Source organism: Pseudomonas brassicacearum (assembly GCF_009601685.2).
In the GTDB taxonomy this organism is placed as follows: domain Bacteria; phylum Pseudomonadota; class Gammaproteobacteria; order Pseudomonadales; family Pseudomonadaceae; genus Aquipseudomonas; species Aquipseudomonas kilonensis_B.
In genome coordinates, this window is sequence record NZ_CP045701.2 from 2,775,038 (window position 1) to 2,792,028 (window position 16,991).

A 16,991-nucleotide genomic window follows, 5' to 3' on the forward strand; every position below is an offset into this window, starting at 1 on the left:
CTGGCGGCTAAGTGATTGACGGGAATCAAAGCCCGCCTGGGCAAACAATGCGACCAATAGCTATTCCATCGATTGCCCAGGAGCACCGCCATGCGCATGACATTTCTCGGGGCCGCAGGCACCGTTACCGGCAGCAAGTACCTGCTGGAACACGACGAACAGCGCATCCTGATCGATTGCGGCCTGTTCCAGGGCTACAAGCAGTTGCGCCTGCACAACTGGGATCCCTTCGAACTGCCGATGCGCGACCTGGATGCGATCGTATTGACCCACGCTCATCTGGACCACAGCGGGTACTTGCCGGTCATGGCGCGCAATGGCTATCGCGGCCCCATCTACGCCACTCCGGCGACCTGCGAGCTGGTGAAGATCCTGCTACGCGACAGCGCCCGCCTGCAGGAAGAAGAAGCTGAATACGCCAACCGCAAGGGGTTTTCCAAACACACGCCGGCATTCCCGCTATACACCCGCGAACACGCTGAACGCGCGCTGAAACTGCTGCGCCCGATTGCCTTCGAACACCCGGTGGAGATCGCCCGGGGTATCTCCATCCTGCTGCGTCGCGCCGGGCATATCCTGGGGGCCGCGACGGTACAGGTCCAGGCCGGTGGGGTGACGCTGGTCTGTTCCGGGGACCTGGGGCGACCCGAGGATCCGGTGATGTTCGCGCCACAGACCATCGAGCAGGCGGATGTCCTGTTGGTGGAGTCCACCTATGGCGACCGTCGGCACCCACATCAATTGCCCGAAGATCAATTGGCCGATGTCATTACCCGCACCGCGCTGCGCCGTGGCATCACCCTGGTGCCCTCGTTCACGGTCGGCCGTGCCCAGTTGCTGATGTACCACCTGTATCGCCTGAAGCAACGTCGGGCGATCCCCGATATCCCGATCTATCTCAACAGCCCCATGGCCATCGACGTCACCCGGTTGTACCAGCGCTTTGGCGACGAGCATCGCCTCTCCAAGGAAGAGTGCGAGGGCATGTGCCACATCGCCCATCCGGTGCGCTCGGTCAAGGACTCCATGGCCCTGGACCTGCAACGCACCCCGGCGGTGATCATCGCCGCCAGTGGCATGGCTACGGGGGGAAGGGTGCTGCATCACCTCAAGAGCCTGGCGCCCAACCCCATCAACACGTTGCTGATGCCCGGTTTCCAGGCAGGCGGTACGCGAGGCGCCAGGATTGTGGCGGGCGAACCTGCGGTGCGCATCCATGGCAAGGACGTGCCGATCAATGCCGAAGTGGTGTCCATGCAAACGCTGTCGGCCCATGCCGATGCTGACGAAATCATGCAATGGCTGCGCGGCTTCAAGACACCCCCCCGGCACACCTATGTCGTGCATGGCGAGCCCAATGCATCCGATGTCTTGCGCCATCGCATTCGCGACGAATTGGGTTGGTCGGTATCGGTGCCGGAGTACCGCGATAGCGTGGAACTCTGAACGACCGCCTTCGCGAGCAAGCCCCACAAGGGGGTTAGAGTCGGGTTCAGGTAGGTGGGGGCTGTTCCAGGTTCAGCAAGGTGTCGATCCGCGCCGGGCTGAAAGGTGGACGGGGCGCCGGTGGTGTCCAGCCGAACAGGTGTTCCAGGGCGGCGCCGCACACCCGGCCCTGGCAGGCACCCATGCCGCAGCGGCTTGCCAGCTTCGCTTGGCGCCAGTTTTCGTGGCCGGCCAGTTCGCCATATGGCACGTCTTCGCAGCGGCAGACCAGGGTATCGCAGCGGGCCAGTGTCTTGAGCCGTGGATCGAGGGCGAAGGCCTTGTTCAATGCCCCGGCGAAACCCTGCCAACGAGTGCGGCGCGGCCACAGGTGCCGGGCGGCTGCGCTATTGCCGACGGCGGCATGGCCGGCGATGGCGCCTTCTACCAGCGCCAGTTCGCTGCCGCCAAAACCGGTGCATTCGCCTGCCGCGTAATGTTCATGGCGAGTGGTCGCTTGCCAGGCGTCAACCGCCAGCGCCTGGTCTTCAACCGCGCAGCCCAGGGCCTGGCCTAATTGAGTATTGGCAATGAGCCCGAAGCCACAGGCCAGCCGGTCGCAGGCCAACTCAATCGTCTTGCCTTGTTGCAGCAGGCGCACGCCCTCGAGCCGCTCCCGACCGAGCGCCTCCAGCACGTGGGTGCCTGTGCGGTAGTGTCGGTCGAACAGACTGAGCGATTGGACAAATTTGCCCGGCCAACGTGGCAATTGCGCGGCGAAACCGGCGACGGCGGTGCGACTGGCCTGCTCGGCGATGCACAACAGCTGTGCGCCTTGATGTTTTGCCGTGGCGGCGCTGGCCAACAGCAAGGGACCACTGCCGGCGATCACCAGCCGTTCGCCGCGCACCGGCAAGCCCCCCTTGATCAGCGCCTGCAAGCCGCCAGCGCCGGTCACGCCGGGGAGTGTCCAGCCAGGAAACGGCAGCAGCAACTCACGGGCACCGGTGCAGAGGATCAAGCGCTCGTAGGTGATCTGCCAGCCGCGCTCGGCATCTTCCACCAGCAAGGTTTTATCCGCCGCGCAGGCGATCACCCGAGTGCCGGCATGGCAGCGTACGTTGGCGCAGGTTTGCAGTTGCTCGCGCAGGCGTCGGGCGGCGCTGGGCAGGTTGGCCTGGGGGCCGTCGCGCCAGATCTGCCCGCCGGGCAGCGGGTTGTCGTCCAGCAGCACGATGCGCGCGCCGCTGCTGGCTGCGGCGAGGGCGGCGGCCATGCCGGCGGGGCCGGCGCCGATGATCAGCAGGTCGGTGGCTTCGTTCATGGTCGGGTCTGCACCTGCATGCCGTCGTGGCACAGGGTCTGGCAGGCCAGGCGCCGACGGCCGTCGATCAACACCCGGCACTCCTGGCAGATACCCATGCCGCACAAGGGCGCACGGCGCTGGCCGCTGACCGAGGTGCGACTGCAACCATCGGCGCCCAACGCCAATGCCGCCGCGACGCTGGTGCCGTTGGCGACTGACAGCGGGCGGCCGTCCAGGAACAAGTCAGGCATGGGGCCAATCCTCCTTGGCTAAGCGGATGTCAGAAGCGCACCCCGAACCTGTGGCGAGGGAGCTTGCTCCCGCTGGGCCTGTAGGAGCTGTCGAGCGGAGCGAGGCTGCGATCTTTTTCCTGATAGCTGGAATCTCAAGCGAAAGATCAAAAGATCGCAGGCTTCGCCAGCTCCTACAGAGCCCTGCGGGAGCAAGCTCCCTCGCCACAGGGGATGTGTGTCGGGCTTCAGGCATGGGCCGGTTCTCCCAAAAAACGCTGCGGCAGATAAGGCTGCGCGGCCAGTGGTGAAGTTTCGTCGAACAGCTGCGCGACGAGCAGGTCGGCCGTTGCCGGCGCCGTGGTGACGCCCAGGCCTTCGTGGCCCACCGCCAGCCACAGCCCCTGGCGCTGCGGATGTTGGCCCACCAGGGGCAAGCCGTCGGGGCTTGCTGCGCGAAAACCGGTCCAGGCCCTGATGCCGTTCAGATGCGCCAACCCTGGCAGGTATTCGACGGCGCGCTTGAGCATCTTCGCCAGCATCCAGCCTTCCACCTGCGGATCCACGGTGCCGAACTGCCGCGAGGCGCCGATGAACAGTTGTCCGGTCGGGCGTGGTTGGATATTGCACGCCACCGACGGCCCACTGGCGTTATGGGCGCTGGTGACGTAGCCCAGTTCCACCAGGGTGTGGGTGACGGTGGCGGGGTAGCGGTCGGTGATCAGCAGGTGGCCCTTCTTCGGCTCGATCGGCAGTTCCGGGCACAATTCAGTGGCCTGGATGCCATTGGCGAGAATCACCGCTTCGGCGCTCAACCAGCGACCGTCGTCGAGGCGCACGCGATGACCGTCGACTTCGCTGACCTGTGCCCGTTGCTGGCGAATGTTGGGCGCGTCCAGCATCCAGCGCGCGGCTGCCGGGGCGTAGAGGATGCCATCGCCCTTGATCAGCAGCCCACCTTCCAGCCCTGGGCGCAGTTCGGGTTCGCGCTGATGCAGGGTGGCATGGCCGATCAGTTCACAGGCTTCGCCATGGGCCAGCAGGTTCAGGTATTTGCTATGGGCCACCGCCATTTCTTCGGCATTGGCCGCCAGCCACAAAGTGCTGTTGTTGCGCCAGGCGCAGCCGTCGGGCAGGGCCGGGGCCAGTTCGCGCCAGCGTTGCAGGGAATATTGACTGAGGGCCAGCTCCGCCGGGTTGTCATCGAGCACCAGCAGATGCCCCATGCCGGCCGCCGTGGCGCCGTGCCAACCGGCGTCCAGCACCAACACGTTGAGGTTGCGTCGGGCCAACGCCTGGGCACAGGCCGCACCGATGATGCCCGCGCCAATGATGATCACGTCGGCGACATGGCCGTTGCTCACGGACGAATGCCCCAGGCGAACGGGTCATCCGCCTCGATGATCAGGGTGGTTTCGGCGCTGATGTAGGCACGACCGCGAATGGTCGGCACGATGCGCTCGCCCGAGTGCTCATAGGAGCCCTCGAACTCGCTGCCAATGACACTGGCCTGGCGCCAGATCTGACCGGGTTGCAGTTTTCCATCGGCCGCCAGGCACGCCAGTTTGGCGCTGGTGCCGGTGCCGCAAGGGGAGCGGTCATAGGCCTTGCCCGGGCAGAGCACGAAGTTGCGGCTGTCGGCTTGCGGGTCGTCGGCGAACAGTTCGATGTGGTCGATCAGGCCGTCGTCTTCGCCGCGAAAACCTTGCTGCTCCAAGGCTTGCTGCACGGCGTAGGTGTAGGCGGTCAACCGGTCGAGGTTATCGCCGGCCACGCGCTGGCCGTGTTCGGCGATCAGGAAAAACCAGTTGCCGCCCCAGGCCACATCGCCCACTACCTGGCCGATGCCGGGCACCTCCAGGGCCAGTGCCTTGCGGTAACGATAGGCTGGCACGTTGCGCACGCTGACCGAGCGGTCCTCGTGCAAGGTGGCCTGTACCGTGCCCACCGGGGTTTCGATGCTGTGCACGCCGGGGCCGATCCGGCCCAGGTGGGCCAGTGACGCCACCAGGCCGATGGTGCCGTGGCCGCACATGCCCAGGTAGCCGCTGTTATTGAAAAAGATCACGCCGGCACAGGCACTGGGGTCCACCGGCTCGCAGAGCAACGCGCCCACCAGCACATCGCTGCCCCGGGGTTCCAGCACGCAGGCGGTGCGCCAGGCGTCGTGTTCCGTGGCCAGGCGTTGCTTGCGCTCGGCCATGCTGCCCTGGCCCAGGTCAGGAAAACCGTCGGTGACCAGTCGGGTCGGTTCGCCGCCGGTATGGGAATCGATCACGGTGATGCGTTTCATGGGAGGGCCACGTCCGTTCAGATGAGTGACGGCAAGCGTGGCCCGCGCCGGGGGGCGACGGCTTGAGGGTTTTATTTGCCACCAATGACGAAATCGGCACAGCGCCAGCGCATCAATGGCTGGAAGGCAGGTACTTGAACAAGGTCTCGCAGACCCCGGCGATGTGTTCGTCCAGCAACTTCACCGCCTGCTCGACATCACCGGCGCGGCAGGCCTTGATGATTTCCCGGTGCTCGTGATCGGCGCGGTCCTTGCCCGCCGAAAGGCTCATCTGCATGCGCAAGTAGCGCTCCAGCTTGTCGTGCACCGAGCGGATCAAACTAACCATGAAGGGCCGTTGCGCCGGTTCGTAGAGGCAGGCATGCAGTTGCCAGTTCAGCTCGGCCCAGCGGCCTACGTCGTCTTCACCGACGAACTCCCGGCAGATGCTTTCGGCGCGGGCGAAGGTGGCTTCGGTCATGTTGGGAATCGCCAGGCGCAGCACTTTGTCTTCCAGCAGCATCCGCACTTCGAACATCTGCGCCAGCTCCGCCTCGGAAATGCGCGTCACCATCGCCCCACGATTGCGCTGGAACATCACCAGGCCCTCGGCCTCCAGGCGCTTGAGGGCTTCGCGCACGGGGATCTTGCTGACGTTGAACTGCCGGGCGATGTCATCCTGGCGAATGGGCTCGTCCTCGGCAAAGTGCCCGGCCACGATGGCATCGCGCAGGTGGCGGGTGATGATTTCCGAGGTGGAAGGGGTGTTGCCCAGGTCAGGCAGGTTGAACTTGGATAAAGTCACGGCGGCGGGTCGTTCGGCTTAGGTGGGGATATGGTATACGACTTTGCCGGGCGCGGTGTCCCCGGGAGGCTCTGTAGGAGCTGGCGAAGCCTGCGATCTTTTGATCTTGATCTTTCGCTCACAACTCAATTGGCAGTGGAAAGATCGCAGCCTCGTTGCACTCGACAGCTCCTACACAACTCCTACAGCTCATACGGTAGGCCTCTGTAGGAGCTGGCGAAGCCTGCGATCTTTTGATCTTGATCTTGATCTTGATCTTGATCTTGATCTTGATTTTGATCTTGATCTTTTGATCGTTCGCTCAAGACTCAATTGGCAGGGGAAAGATCGCAGCCTCGTTGCACTCGACAGCTCCTACACAGCTCCTACGCAGCTCCTACACAGTTCTTATAGCTCCTACGCAGCATCTATTGCCAGGGGGGGTGTTCAGCTGTGGGACAGGTGGCTCACGTAAGCCTCTGTCCGGACGATCCGCCATCCGGTGACCGACGCCCCCGCCAGCAGCGCCAGGCCGAAGACGATCAATGCCACGTCAGCGCCGAAATGATCGGCCAGCAACCCGGTTACCACCACTGGGATGCTGAACCCGACATAGGCGAACAGGAAGAATCCGGCACTGACCCGGGCCTTTTCCGTGCCGGCCATGGCTGTGACGGCTGACAACCCGCCCAGGTACAGGAAACCGTAGCAAGCGCTGCTGGCGCCCAGTGCTCCGAGCAATACGGCGAGCAGGGAGCCAGCGCTCGCGCCCCAGGCCAGCAACGCGTAGCTCGCGGGCAGGATCAACAGGCCCAAACCCGTGGCCCTGGCCGGCTGCATGCGCCGAACCCAGGGCTGGAAGAGCAGGCCGCAACTGATGACCGTGAAGGTCGACAGGCCCGACCAACGCTGCAAATCATGGGTCGCCAGCACCGATGGCAATATGGCTATGACCAGGCCCGAGGTCGCCCAGGCCAGCAGCATGGAAAAACTGTAGGGCAGGCTGCCGGGGGGAAACAAAGGCAGGCGCAGCAGCGGTGCGTCTTTGATTTTCAGCGCCGGGTCCGGTAGCCGCCAGACCACGACGATCGCGATGGCGGCCAACATCAATTGCAACCAGAAGCTGCCGGGCGTGGCGCTGTGGTGGACCAACAGGAACAGGCTGGTCAACGCCGCGCCCAGGCCAAACCCCAGGGAGGTGCTGGCGGTGACCCGGTTGGCCGGCGAGCGGGGATCGCGGGTTGCCATGAGCTCGGTCATATAGGCGGTCGATGTGGCCGAGGCCAGTCCTGTTCCGACCCCCAACATCAGGCGCGCCACACCCAGCGCCTCCAGGCTTGGCCAGAGCAGTGTCACCAGGGTCGCCAGCATCGACAGCCCGAGGGCGACCAGGATCAACGGTTTGCGTCCCACCCGGTCGGCCAGCCCGCCGAACGCCAGCAAGACGGGAAGCACGCCCAGCACATAACCGGAAAACGCCACCGCCGTGGCACCGACGCCGTAGCCGGACAACTGCGCGTAGGTGGTGTACAGCGGCGCCTGCAGGTTGACCGCAAGGGTGATCAGGCAAAGGCCGAAAGCCAGCCCCCAGGAATGTCGATGCTGTGGGTTCAAGGGTGTTCCTTAAGGGAAGTGCATGAAGTCCCGGGGACTATCACGTGCGGGCACAACGCAAACAAGGAACAGACCCAGGCCATTTGTGCTTAACTGTTCGCTAAAAATTAGAGAACACTTAGCCAAGAGTGCCCGCTGTGGACCTGAAGATTGATCGCAACGTTGCCGAGCCCGTGATTCGGCAGCTCGTGACGCACCTCATGGGCTGGATCAACGCCCATGGCATCCGCCCCGGTGCGCGCATGCCGTCCATTCGCCAGCTGGCCCGGGAAAACAGCCTGAGCCTGTCGAGCGTGATCAAGGCCTATGACCAACTGGTCGCCAGTGGGGTACTGGAGTCCCGGCACGGCGCCGGTTTTTTTGTCGCGCAGCAGTGGGTCCGACCCGTGGAGCCGGAGCCCGAAACGGATAATCCGCGGTGGCGGTTGTTCGACAATGAATCGACGCAGCTCAAGATGGGGTGTGGCTGGCTACCCGATGCCTGGCGAGACGACACCGACCTGGGCCAGGCGATCCGCCAGGTGGTGCGCAGCGACAACCACGCGTTGTTCAACTACAGCACCCCGTTGGGCTCGCCTCATCTGCGCCTGCACCTTCAAAAGCGCCTGGGCCTGATCGATATTCATGTCGACCCGGCGCAAATCATCACCACCCAAGGCGCCAGCCAGGGCCTCGACCTGCTGGTGCGAACCCTGCTCAAGCCCGGTGACCTGGTGCTGGTGGAAAGCCCCGGCTACTACAACCTGTTCAACCTGCTGAAACTGCATGGGGTCCAGACCCTGGCGGTGCCAAGGACCGCGCAAGGCCCGGACATCGCCAGCCTGGAACTGCTTCTCGGCGAGCATAAACCCTCGTATTTCTTCATCAACAGCATGTACCAGAACCCCACCGGGACCAGCCTGGCGCCGAGCGTGGCCTATCGTCTGCTGCAACTGGCAACGGCCCATGACTTTCGCCTCATCGAGGATGACATCTACGCCGACTTCCAGAATGGCCCGACGTCACGCCTGGCCTCCCTGGATGCCCTGGACCGGGTGATCTACCTGGCGAGTTTTTCCAAGACGCTGTCCAGTTCGCTGCGCATCGGCTACGTGGTCGCTCACCCCGAAATCATCCAGCGCCTGGCCGAAGTCAAGATGATTACCGGCATCGGGTGTTCGCTGCTGGCGGAAAACGTGGTGGCGACGTTGTTGGCCAACGGTGCTTATCGCAAGCTGATCCAGCGCTTGCGCCAGCGCCTGAACAAGCAGATGGCGAGCACGCTGCGCCAGTTGGACCCGGCCCACTGGGAGGTATTTGCCGAGCCGATGGGAGGCCTGTTCGTCTGGGCCAGGCCTCGACGCCTGGCGGCACAACGGGTTCAGCAGATCGCCCGGGAACTGCAAATCCAACTGTCCCAAGGCTCGACGTTCCTGCCCCAGGGCGAGGCGTGTGACTGGTTGCGGTTGAACGTGGCTTATACCCAGGATCATCGTGCGCAGGTGTTCTTCCAGCGGGTGGAGCAGGAGTCGATTGCGGTAGGCCAATAGGGTATGGGGGGGATTGTTCTGGCGCCATCGCGAGCAAGCTTTGCTCCCACAGGGGAGGGCCGGGGCCAGTCACAAGACTTGTACCCACTGAAGATCTCTGTGGGAGCAAAGCTTGCTCGCGATAGCGGACTAAACGGTCACAAAAAAAATAACAGTGTTAATGGGAATAAATATCAAACGGGAATGAGTTGTTGTATCTTTCGCGACACATTCTTGTCAGCCTCCAGATGTGGTGGCTTTTTTCCATTAGGATTGTGCATCGATGCGTCGGATTCTCGTTTCACTGTGTGTGCTCCAGGCTTATTCCGTTTCCACCTGGGCAGAAGAGTCAATCCCTGCCACCCCGTCGACCCTTGAGCTGCAAGCCACGGACATTGTCGGCACTGCAGACTATGAATCAGCCCAGGGCCCGGTGAAGGGCTATCACGCCACCCGTTCGGCCAGTGCGACCCGCACCGACACGGCGATCCATGAAACCCCGCAATCCATTTCCGTGGTGTCCCGCGACGTTGTCGAAGACCTGGGTGCCACGCGCCTGCAAGACGCCCTCGATTATGCCGGCGGGGTCGGCCGGGGCAACAACTTCGGCGGCCAGGGCCTGACCACCTTCACCGTACGCGGTTTCACCACCGGGGAGTTCTACCGCAACGGTTTCCCGATCAACCGTGGCTACCCGAACATGCCGGACGCCAACACCATCGAGCGACTGGAAGTCCTGCGCGGTCCGGCCACCATGCTCTATGGCCGTGGCGACCCGGGCGGTACCTTCAACGTGGTGTCCAAGCAGCCGTTGGCCGAGCGCACGGTGACCCTGGGCAGCCAGGTCAGTGACCAGGGGATGCGTCGCGGTACGCTGGACGCGTCTGGTCCGTTGGATGAAGAAGGGCGCTTGGCTTATCGCTTGAACGTGATCGGCGAGGGTGGCGACACGTTCCGCGACCACGTCGAGACCGAGCGTTACGGCATCGCGCCCGTGGTGACCTGGCAGGTCAACGACACCACGCGCCTGACCTTCGAAGGCGACTTCATGCGCAACAACGCTCCTCTGGACCGCGGCTTGACCCATTACGCCGGCCAGCGCGGCACCGCGTCGCGCGATACGTTCTTCGGCGAGAAAGACGCCGGCAAGCTGCACAACGACAACAACATGCTGCAGGTGCGTTTCGAGCACATGCTCAACGACGACTGGACCCTAGCCGGCGGTACCCAATGGCTCGACGGCACCCTGCAGGGCAATGCCGTGGAAGGCAACGGCATCGCTGCCGATGGGCGCAGCCTGGGTCGTAACTTCAACTACCGCAAGCTGGAATGGACCGATCGCGACACCCAGCTCAACCTCACCGGGCATTTCTCCACCGGCGGGTTCGAGCACACGCTGCTGACGGGCATCGAGTATGAAGACTACGACTACCAGTCCATCATCCAACGTTCCGCCGCAGGTGCTGGTGCCTACCCGATCGATATCTTCGACCCGGTGTATGGCCAGCCACGCCCGGCGTTGACGCGCACGCCCACCGATGACCAGGAAAACCTCAAGACGTTTGGTGTGTTCGTCCAGGATCAGGTGGCGCTGACTGAGCGTTTGAAATTGTTGGCCGGGGCACGTTTTGAGCGGTTCGAGCATAAGTACAAGACGTTCGTGACCGACACGGGAAACTGGAACGTGAGCGACAGTGCCGTGACCCCGCGGCTGGGAATGATCTACGACCTGACCGACACCGTGGCGGTGTATGCCAATACCGCTCGTTCGTTCAAACCTAACACCGGCCGCAGCAGCGCAGGGGGAGGGTTCAAGCCGGAAGAAGGCAAGTCCTTCGAAATGGGCGTCAAGTGGGAAGCACTGGATCGCCAGTTGAGTGTCGACGCTGCGGTGTATCAGATCGAAAAGCGTAACGTACTGACCCCCGATCCAGTGGACCAGGACTTCAAAGTGGCCGCCGGCGAAGTGCGCAGTCGTGGTTTCGACTTGAATGTGGCGGGTAATTTGACGCCGCAGTGGCGCATGATCGGTGGCTACGCCTATGTGGATGCCGAAGTGATCAAGGACAATAGCATCCCGTCCGGCACCCGCTTGCTCAACGTGCCCAGGAATGCCTTCAGCCTGTTGAACGTCTACGAATTCCAGGACGGTGGCCTCAAGGGGCTCGGCCTGGGCCTGGGCGCCAAGTACGTCGATGAGCGGGCCGGTAATACGGCAGCCAGCACCTTTACCATGGACAGCTACACCGTCGTCGACCTGCTCGGCTACTACAAGGTCAACGAGCGGATTCGCCTCAACCTGGACCTGAAGAACCTGTTCGACGCCGATTACGAAGAGGGCGCGTTCGGTGGCGTCTACGCCTACCCAGGTGCACCGCGGACTGTGCAGGCTGGTATTTCCTACACGCTCTGAGTTCCGTGTTTCATGAAAACCCCGAAGGTCCGGCCTTCGGGGTTTTTGTTTTTTACCACTTGCCTCTTTACCACTTGCCTGTGCTCATCCCGCCGTCCACCGGCAGTATCGCGCCCGTCGTGAAATCAGCGCCCGCCAGGTACAACACCGCCTCGGCAATTTCCTCGATGGTGCCCACGCGACCGGCCGGGGCCAGGTTGTCGAGGAATTCGCGGTGCGCCGGGTCGTGCATGGGCGTGTCGATGATGCCGGGGGCGACCGCGTTGACCTTGATGTTGTGGGGCGACAGTTCCAGGGCCAGGGCGCGGGTCATCTGGTTGACCCCGCCCTTGATCAACACCGGCAGCGCTGCTGGCACCTGGATGTTCGGTTGCAAGGCCACGGCGGCCGAAATGTTGATGATGAAGCCTTGCTGGCGCCCGATCATGTGCGCGGCAGCGGCCTGGCTGGCGTAGACCAGGCCCTTGAGGTTGGTGTCCAGCAGCGCGTCCAGGTCTTGGGGGCTGTATTCGACGAAGGGTTTTGGCAGGAAGAACCCGGCGTTGTTCACCAGCCCATCAACGGCGCCAAACACCTCGACGGCTTGGGTGATGAGGGTGGTTGAAGTGGCCGGGTCTGCGATGTCGCCGGCCACGCCGAGGAAACCGGCCGGGTGGCCGAGGTCGGCGGCGGCAGCCTCCAGGCCAGACGGGGAGCGAGCATTGCCCACCACGTTATACCCCCGGGCCAGGAACGCCTTGACCAAACCCAGGCCGATCCCGCTGGACGCGCCGGTGATGATGACGGTTTTGTTGAGGCTCATGATTGACTCCTGATCACATTGAGTTGAACCGGTACGCCTGTGTTGGCGGTGGTTGAGCTCAGGGTATTGATGCGCCAGGGTTTGATAAACAAGGCTTCTGGTATTTGAGTTGATACATCATGTAATCAATCTGAAATGCCTATAAATCCCTGTGCGAGCTTGTCAGGCTGTCCGGTTCGCGCGCAGAAAAAAGCCCGGTCAATCGGACCGGGCTCGGGAGGGGCAGAGCGTTATTCCTTGGGAAGGCTTCGATACTGCGTCGTCGTCATCCCCGCGTATCCCCAATTATCCGTGTCGACTTCCTCGATCACGATATGGGTCAAGTGCGGATCCTTGCCCAGCACACGCTGGAGGGTTTCGGTGATTTCAGAAATCACCTGGGCTTTCTGTTCACGGGTGACGCCGTCTCGGGTAATTCGCACATTGACGAAAGGCATGGTGCACTCCAGCTGATGGGAAATGGACGCAGGACAACGCCCGCGTGTTGGAAGGTCACTGTATTTATACGCCGCAGACTGATAAACAGGCTTTTCGAAACTTCAGTTGATACGCGGTGTAATGAATCATGAAGCGTCATTTCGAAGACCTGCAATTGGGCAGCATAGAACTGTTCTGCCTGGCGGCGGAGGCGGGCAGCTTCACGGCGGCGGCGCAGTTGGCGGGGGTAACCCCGGCGGCGGTGAGCCGCTCGATCTTTCGCCTTGAAGAGCGCCTGGGCTCACGGCTTTTCGTGCGCACCACTCGCAGCATTCGCCTGACCGAAGCCGGCAAGACCTATTTCGAGCAATGCCGCCAGGCGTTGACGCAACTGGTCGAGGCGCAACAGGAAATGATGGGCGCGCAATCGGTGCCGTCCGGGCAGCTGCGTATCAGCCTGCCCACCACCTACGGCCATCACCGCATCCTGCCCTTGCTGCCGACCTTTCGGGCCCTATACCCGCAAGTGACGGTGGACCTGCACCTGAGCAATCGAAACATCGATTTCGTGGCCGAAGGTTATGACCTCGCCATCCGGGTGCGGGCCCAGCCAGACTCTTCGATGATCGCCCGGCTGCTGGAAGACGCAAAACTGGTGGTGGTCGCGTCCCCGGACTATCTGCGCAAGGCCGGCACGCCGCAAACCGTCGAGGACCTGGACGACCACGAGTGCATCCAGTTCGAATTGCCCAGCAGCGGGCGACGGATTTCCTGGTTGTTCAAGGTCGATGGCAAGGAAAAGGAGGTGTTCGGCGAAGGAGGCTATTGCTGTTCGGACGATGTGCTTGGTGGCGTGACGCTGGCCAGGCATGGCGCTGGGCTGTTTCAGACCTACAGGTTCATCGTCGAGCAGGAACTGGCCAACGGCAGCTTGGTGGAAGTACTCCAGCCTTATGCGGGGCGGTCGCGGCCGTTCACCTTGCTGTACCCCCATGGCCGCTACGTGCCGCAACGGGTGCGCGCCTTCGTGGACTTCCTGTTGCAGTACCGCCAGCAATGGGCGACGGATTGAAGTCACTGTGACCTGTGGCGAGGGGATCTAGCGAAACGTCACACCGCCCCGCTGGGCACTGTAGGAGCTGACGAGTGCAACGAGGCTGCGATCTTTTTTCTCCAGACGCTTGAGTCCCAGGCGAAAAATCAAAAGATCGCAGCCTTCGGCAGCTCCTACAGGATCCAGCCCAGCGGGGCGGTGCGACGTTCCGCTAAATCCCCTCGCCACAATGAATCACAGCGGCTTCAAGTTGCCAGGGCGCGTTGCGCGGAAAATTTCTCCATCAGAACCGAAACGCCTGACGACCGATCAGCAGCCACTTGCCATTCTTCTGTTTCTGCCAGACCTGGAAATTCTCGATCTCCGTCGGTACCACCTCAGTGCCCTTGAGCGCCTGTGCCGAGAAGTGGTGGCGCACCAGCGCCACATCACCGGACAGGGTGATTTTCTGGTTCTTCATTTCCAGGGTCTTGAACGCGCTCTTGCCCGTTTCGATGTCGGCGATGAAGGCTTTCTTGTCCTGGATCTTGCCGCTGGAGTGCCCGTAGGTCAGGTTCTCGGCGGCCAGTGCCTGGAGTTGTGGGATGTCTTTGTGCAGCATGGCTTGGGTCAGGTGGTCGACGGCCTGGGCCACTTCCTGCTCGGCCGATGAAGTGGCTGCCGCTGCGTAGCCGCTGAACAGGCACAAGAAACCGATGACCAATGTCGCTTTTTTCATGGGGATTTCCTTATTTTTGTAGGTGTCGGGAGCGCGAGCGATGGGGGCTCGTCGGTCATCGTACAACTAGGAGTGGGATGTTGGCAAACCAGCCGGGTGCATGGCTCAAGAGCGCTGACAATGTGGCGAGGGAGCTTGCTCCCGCTGGGCTTGTGTAGGAGCTGCCGAAGGCTGCGATCTTTTGATCTTGATCTTTCGCTTTGGACTCAATGTATAGAGGAAAGATCGCAGCCTCGTTGCACTCGTCAGCTCCTACAGCCCAGCGGGAGTAAGCTCTCATGGAACAAATTGCAACCTGTGATTTTTAAGGCTGAAAATACATATCGATCGGTCTATGAGGAACCGCAGGTAAATATCGGGCAAGGTGCCATTTGATAACGCAACAAGTTGTAGCCGGTTAACTGTAGGAAAATTCCCCAAAGCATCCGCCAACGTATTATCTATGGCATGACTTTGTTTAATATCGATGAGCCAAAGCGTCCCGTAAGACACTGTATTTACACCAATACAGCCCCAAGAAATAACGAAGAAAAGTCGCCCTGTTTAATTTCCGTAAACATATCCAGCGCGACACGTTTAAATACATTCCACATTACGCCTGAAAGGCTACGAGACCTTGCGTCCTTACTTACGCATGCGTCAGAATCCGCCGGCTTGTGCGCTTTGCCCCTGGCCTCTATCGTTTACCTGCCACTGCCCATCAGTGGTCGGGTTTAGTCGCCCATCAGGTTTGGTAAGGTGCTTGAGCACCGTTCAGTCAGGTCATTTATATTCCTGCACTAAATGGTGGTTGTGCGCAGGGCGTCCTCGGGCGCGCCGGGTTTTACCAATTCCTACCGGTCGACTAACCTGCGTACAGCCGCCACCCTTCTTTTAGTCGAGAACGGTTGCAGCTCCAATGTAGGAATTGTCACTTATGTTCAAAGTAACTCCCAACCCCCCGGATATCGATTCGGTACTCTACGGCGACTCTCTCGACCCCGAAAAGTTGAAAGAGGCGGCAGACCGCGCGCTCAAGCATTACCTGAACCCCGGGGCGACGAAAACGCAGATACCGCCCCGCAAGCCCAGCACGATCTTCACCATCGACGCAGCGGTGGATGACGAAACGTTACTCGTTGAGGCGTGCGAGTCCTTGGCATCCGCCAGCGTGATGGTCAGCGACCTCGCCGAATTGACGGACGGCCCAAGACGCCAAACGATGCTGGTGCTGCAACGGGTCATCATGTTGGGTGAGTTAGCGGTCAATCGAGTACTGGATAACACAAGCCTGGGTAGTCGCCAGGGAGTGTTGTGGGGGGCGCCGCAAGCGCCCTCACAACCTAAGTCCACAAAGCTCGGTGGAACGTTGGGTTCCGTCAGGCACTGCCAACCGCATGGGCCTTGTTGCTCCGCCTTCACAAGCCTTCCCGAACCGCCTCCCGAATCCCCTCCAGCAACAGGGTGAACGCCGGGTTGTCGTTGTCCTCGCGCCACACCAGGTGCAATTCGCTTTGCACCCCTTCGCCCAGGTCGATCTCGCGAAACACCACCTGCTTGAACACCACGCTGCTGGCGCAACGCGGTACCAGGGCCAGGCCCATGCCGGCGTTGACCAGCGCCAGGATCGTCAGCGACGACCCCAGCCATTGCACGAATTGCGGCGCAACCCGGGCCGAACGCAGCATGCCGGTGAGCAGTTCGTTGAAGGGCGGGTAGGCGGCGTGGGAGTACATGAGGAACGGTTGGCCGTCCAGGTCCTGGACGCTGACGGATTCGGCACTGGCCAGGGGATGTCCGGCGGGCACCGCCAGCACGAAGGGCTCGCGCACCAGGCATTCGGTAGCGTAGCCGGTTTCCAGCAGGGGCGAGCGGACGATGCCAACGTCGATGCGCCGGGCGCGCAGGGCCTCGTGCTGCTGATAGGTGTTCATCTCCGCCAGGACGATCTTGACCTGGGGCTGTTTCAGCCGGGCCTCGGCAATCACCTTGGGCAGAAACTCGTACACCGCGCTGCCGACGAAGCTGATGGTGACCGAGCCGATGTCGCCCTGGGCGAAACGCCGGGCCGCCACGGCAGCTTGTTGCGCCTGTTCCAACAGGTTCTGCGCCTCAATGAAAAACGCCCGGCCGGCGGCGGTGAGTGCCACGCTGCGGGTGCTGCGGGTGAACAGCTCGACGCCCAGGTGGTGCTCCAGCAATTGGATCTGCCGGCTCAGCGGAGGTTGGGTCATGTTCAGGCGTTCGGCGGCGCGACGGAAGTTGAGTTCGGTCGCCACGGTGGTGAAGCAGCGTAGCTGGGCCAGTTCAAACATTGATTCAATCCAGGTATCAATCAAGTGCCAAGTTAGATTAGACGGGAACAATCCGCCGCGTCCATCATCGTCCCGTTCCCCATAAAGACAATGATCGGGAGGCACCCTTGAAAACCCTATCTGACGCTACGCCTGACAGCCCCCTGGCGCTGAA

14 protein-coding genes and 1 pseudogene are annotated in these 16,991 nt (G+C 62.0%); 5 read left to right on the forward strand and 10 right to left on the reverse strand.

All coding sequences use genetic code 11. The annotated features are described in order from the left end of the window. The first annotated feature begins 90 nt into the window (after positions 1 to 90). A complete protein-coding gene (locus GFU70_RS12095) occupies positions 91 to 1,446 on the forward strand; it encodes an MBL fold metallo-hydrolase RNA specificity domain-containing protein (protein ID WP_058545656.1) in 1,356 nt (451 codons plus the stop codon). Positions 1,447 to 1,492: 46 nt separating this feature from the next. Here GFU70_RS12095 and GFU70_RS12100 read toward each other — a convergent pair whose 3' ends face one another. The 6 genes from GFU70_RS12100 to GFU70_RS12125 all read right to left on the reverse strand — a co-directional run bounded on the left by GFU70_RS12100 (position 1,493) and on the right by GFU70_RS12125 (position 7,631). Further along, positions 1,493 to 2,749, reverse strand: coding sequence for an FAD/NAD(P)-binding oxidoreductase (locus tag GFU70_RS12100; RefSeq protein WP_058545655.1), 1,257 nt, complete (start codon positions 2,747 to 2,749; stop codon positions 1,493 to 1,495). Further along, the gene (locus GFU70_RS12105; protein ID WP_003202550.1) at positions 2,746 to 2,982 is read right to left on the reverse strand and encodes a 2Fe-2S iron-sulfur cluster-binding protein; all 237 of its coding nucleotides are present in this window, start codon (positions 2,980 to 2,982) and stop codon (positions 2,746 to 2,748) included. Before GFU70_RS12105 ends, GFU70_RS12100 begins: the two co-directional genes overlap by 4 nt. A gap of 227 nt (positions 2,983 to 3,209) precedes the next feature. Beyond that, positions 3,210 to 4,325, reverse strand: coding sequence for an NAD(P)/FAD-dependent oxidoreductase (locus GFU70_RS12110; RefSeq protein WP_153388103.1), 1,116 nt, complete (start codon positions 4,323 to 4,325; stop codon positions 3,210 to 3,212). Next, positions 4,322 to 5,254: a 4-hydroxyproline epimerase gene (locus GFU70_RS12115; RefSeq protein WP_058545652.1), complete on the reverse strand. Its 933-nt coding sequence runs from the start codon at positions 5,252 to 5,254 to the stop codon at positions 4,322 to 4,324. Before GFU70_RS12115 ends, GFU70_RS12110 begins: the two co-directional genes overlap by 4 nt. Before the next feature lie 112 nt (positions 5,255 to 5,366). Further along, a complete protein-coding gene (locus GFU70_RS12120; RefSeq protein ID WP_153388104.1) occupies positions 5,367 to 6,038 on the reverse strand; it encodes a GntR family transcriptional regulator in 672 nt (223 codons plus the stop codon). 426 nt (positions 6,039 to 6,464) lie between these two features. Continuing rightward, the gene (locus GFU70_RS12125) at positions 6,465 to 7,631 is read right to left on the reverse strand and encodes an MFS transporter (RefSeq protein WP_153388105.1); all 1,167 of its coding nucleotides are present in this window, start codon (positions 7,629 to 7,631) and stop codon (positions 6,465 to 6,467) included. A 137-nt stretch (positions 7,632 to 7,768) separates the two neighbouring features. Between GFU70_RS12125 and GFU70_RS12130 the strand changes: the two genes are divergently transcribed. Further along, positions 7,769 to 9,160, forward strand: a complete 1,392-nt coding sequence (locus GFU70_RS12130; protein WP_153388106.1) for a PLP-dependent aminotransferase family protein — start codon at positions 7,769 to 7,771, stop codon at positions 9,158 to 9,160. Positions 9,161 to 9,422: 262 nt separating this feature from the next. Continuing rightward, positions 9,423 to 11,552 carry a TonB-dependent siderophore receptor gene (locus tag GFU70_RS12135; RefSeq protein ID WP_058546332.1) on the forward strand — a complete coding sequence of 710 codons (2,130 nt, stop codon included), beginning with the start codon at positions 9,423 to 9,425 and terminating at the stop codon, positions 11,550 to 11,552. 67 nt (positions 11,553 to 11,619) lie between these two features. On the opposite strand, the gene GFU70_RS12140 is transcribed toward GFU70_RS12135, so the two are convergent. Both GFU70_RS12140 and GFU70_RS12145 read right to left on the reverse strand, forming a co-directional pair. Then, positions 11,620 to 12,354 carry an SDR family NAD(P)-dependent oxidoreductase gene (locus tag GFU70_RS12140; protein WP_058546333.1) on the reverse strand — a complete coding sequence of 245 codons (735 nt, stop codon included), beginning with the start codon at positions 12,352 to 12,354 and terminating at the stop codon, positions 11,620 to 11,622. A gap of 230 nt (positions 12,355 to 12,584) precedes the next feature. Then, positions 12,585 to 12,791 (reverse strand): tautomerase family protein, encoded by a 207-nt coding sequence (locus GFU70_RS12145; RefSeq protein WP_003202537.1) that lies wholly within the window; start codon positions 12,789 to 12,791, stop codon positions 12,585 to 12,587. Positions 12,792 to 12,919: 128 nt separating this feature from the next. Here GFU70_RS12145 and GFU70_RS12150 point away from each other — a divergent pair, with 128 nt between their 5' ends. Further along, entirely contained in the window at positions 12,920 to 13,843 is a 924-nt protein-coding gene (locus GFU70_RS12150; RefSeq protein ID WP_058546334.1) for a LysR family transcriptional regulator, read from the forward strand. A 265-nt stretch (positions 13,844 to 14,108) separates the two neighbouring features. Here GFU70_RS12150 and GFU70_RS12155 read toward each other — a convergent pair whose 3' ends face one another. Next, entirely contained in the window at positions 14,109 to 14,543 is a 435-nt protein-coding gene (locus tag GFU70_RS12155) for a nuclear transport factor 2 family protein (protein ID WP_058546335.1), read from the reverse strand. Between the two features lie 916 nt (positions 14,544 to 15,459). On the opposite strand from GFU70_RS12155, the pseudogene GFU70_RS12160 reads away from it, so the two are divergent. After that, a pseudogene (locus GFU70_RS12160) lies at positions 15,460 to 15,819 on the forward strand (DUF6124 family protein); the annotation flags it as partial. Positions 15,820 to 15,940: 121 nt separating this feature from the next. Here GFU70_RS12160 and GFU70_RS12165 read toward each other — a convergent pair. After that, positions 15,941 to 16,837, reverse strand: coding sequence for a LysR substrate-binding domain-containing protein (locus GFU70_RS12165; RefSeq protein ID WP_116642397.1), 897 nt, complete (start codon positions 16,835 to 16,837; stop codon positions 15,941 to 15,943). Positions 16,838 to 16,991: the final 154 nt, after the last annotated feature.

Bases quoted from the DNA above. Each gene is read 5' to 3' on its own strand.
- GFU70_RS12095 (WP_058545656.1), top strand. From the start codon at position 91: ATGCGCATGACATTTCTCGGGGCCGCAGGCACCGTTACCGGCAGCAAG.
- GFU70_RS12100 (WP_058545655.1), bottom strand. From the start codon at position 2,749: ATGAACGAAGCCACCGACCTGCTGATCATCGGCGCCGGCCCCGCCGGC.
- GFU70_RS12105 (WP_003202550.1), bottom strand. From the start codon at position 2,982: ATGCCTGACTTGTTCCTGGACGGCCGCCCGCTGTCAGTCGCCAACGGC.
- GFU70_RS12115 (WP_058545652.1), bottom strand. From the start codon at position 5,254: ATGAAACGCATCACCGTGATCGATTCCCATACCGGCGGCGAACCGACC.
- GFU70_RS12135 (WP_058546332.1), top strand. From the start codon at position 9,423: ATGCGTCGGATTCTCGTTTCACTGTGTGTGCTCCAGGCTTATTCCGTT.
- GFU70_RS12140 (WP_058546333.1), bottom strand. From the start codon at position 12,354: ATGAGCCTCAACAAAACCGTCATCATCACCGGCGCGTCCAGCGGGATC.
- GFU70_RS12145 (WP_003202537.1), bottom strand. From the start codon at position 12,791: ATGCCTTTCGTCAATGTGCGAATTACCCGAGACGGCGTCACCCGTGAA.
- GFU70_RS12150 (WP_058546334.1), top strand. From the start codon at position 12,920: ATGAAGCGTCATTTCGAAGACCTGCAATTGGGCAGCATAGAACTGTTC.
- GFU70_RS12155 (WP_058546335.1), bottom strand. From the start codon at position 14,543: ATGAAAAAAGCGACATTGGTCATCGGTTTCTTGTGCCTGTTCAGCGGC.
- GFU70_RS12165 (WP_116642397.1), bottom strand. From the start codon at position 16,837: ATGTTTGAACTGGCCCAGCTACGCTGCTTCACCACCGTGGCGACCGAA.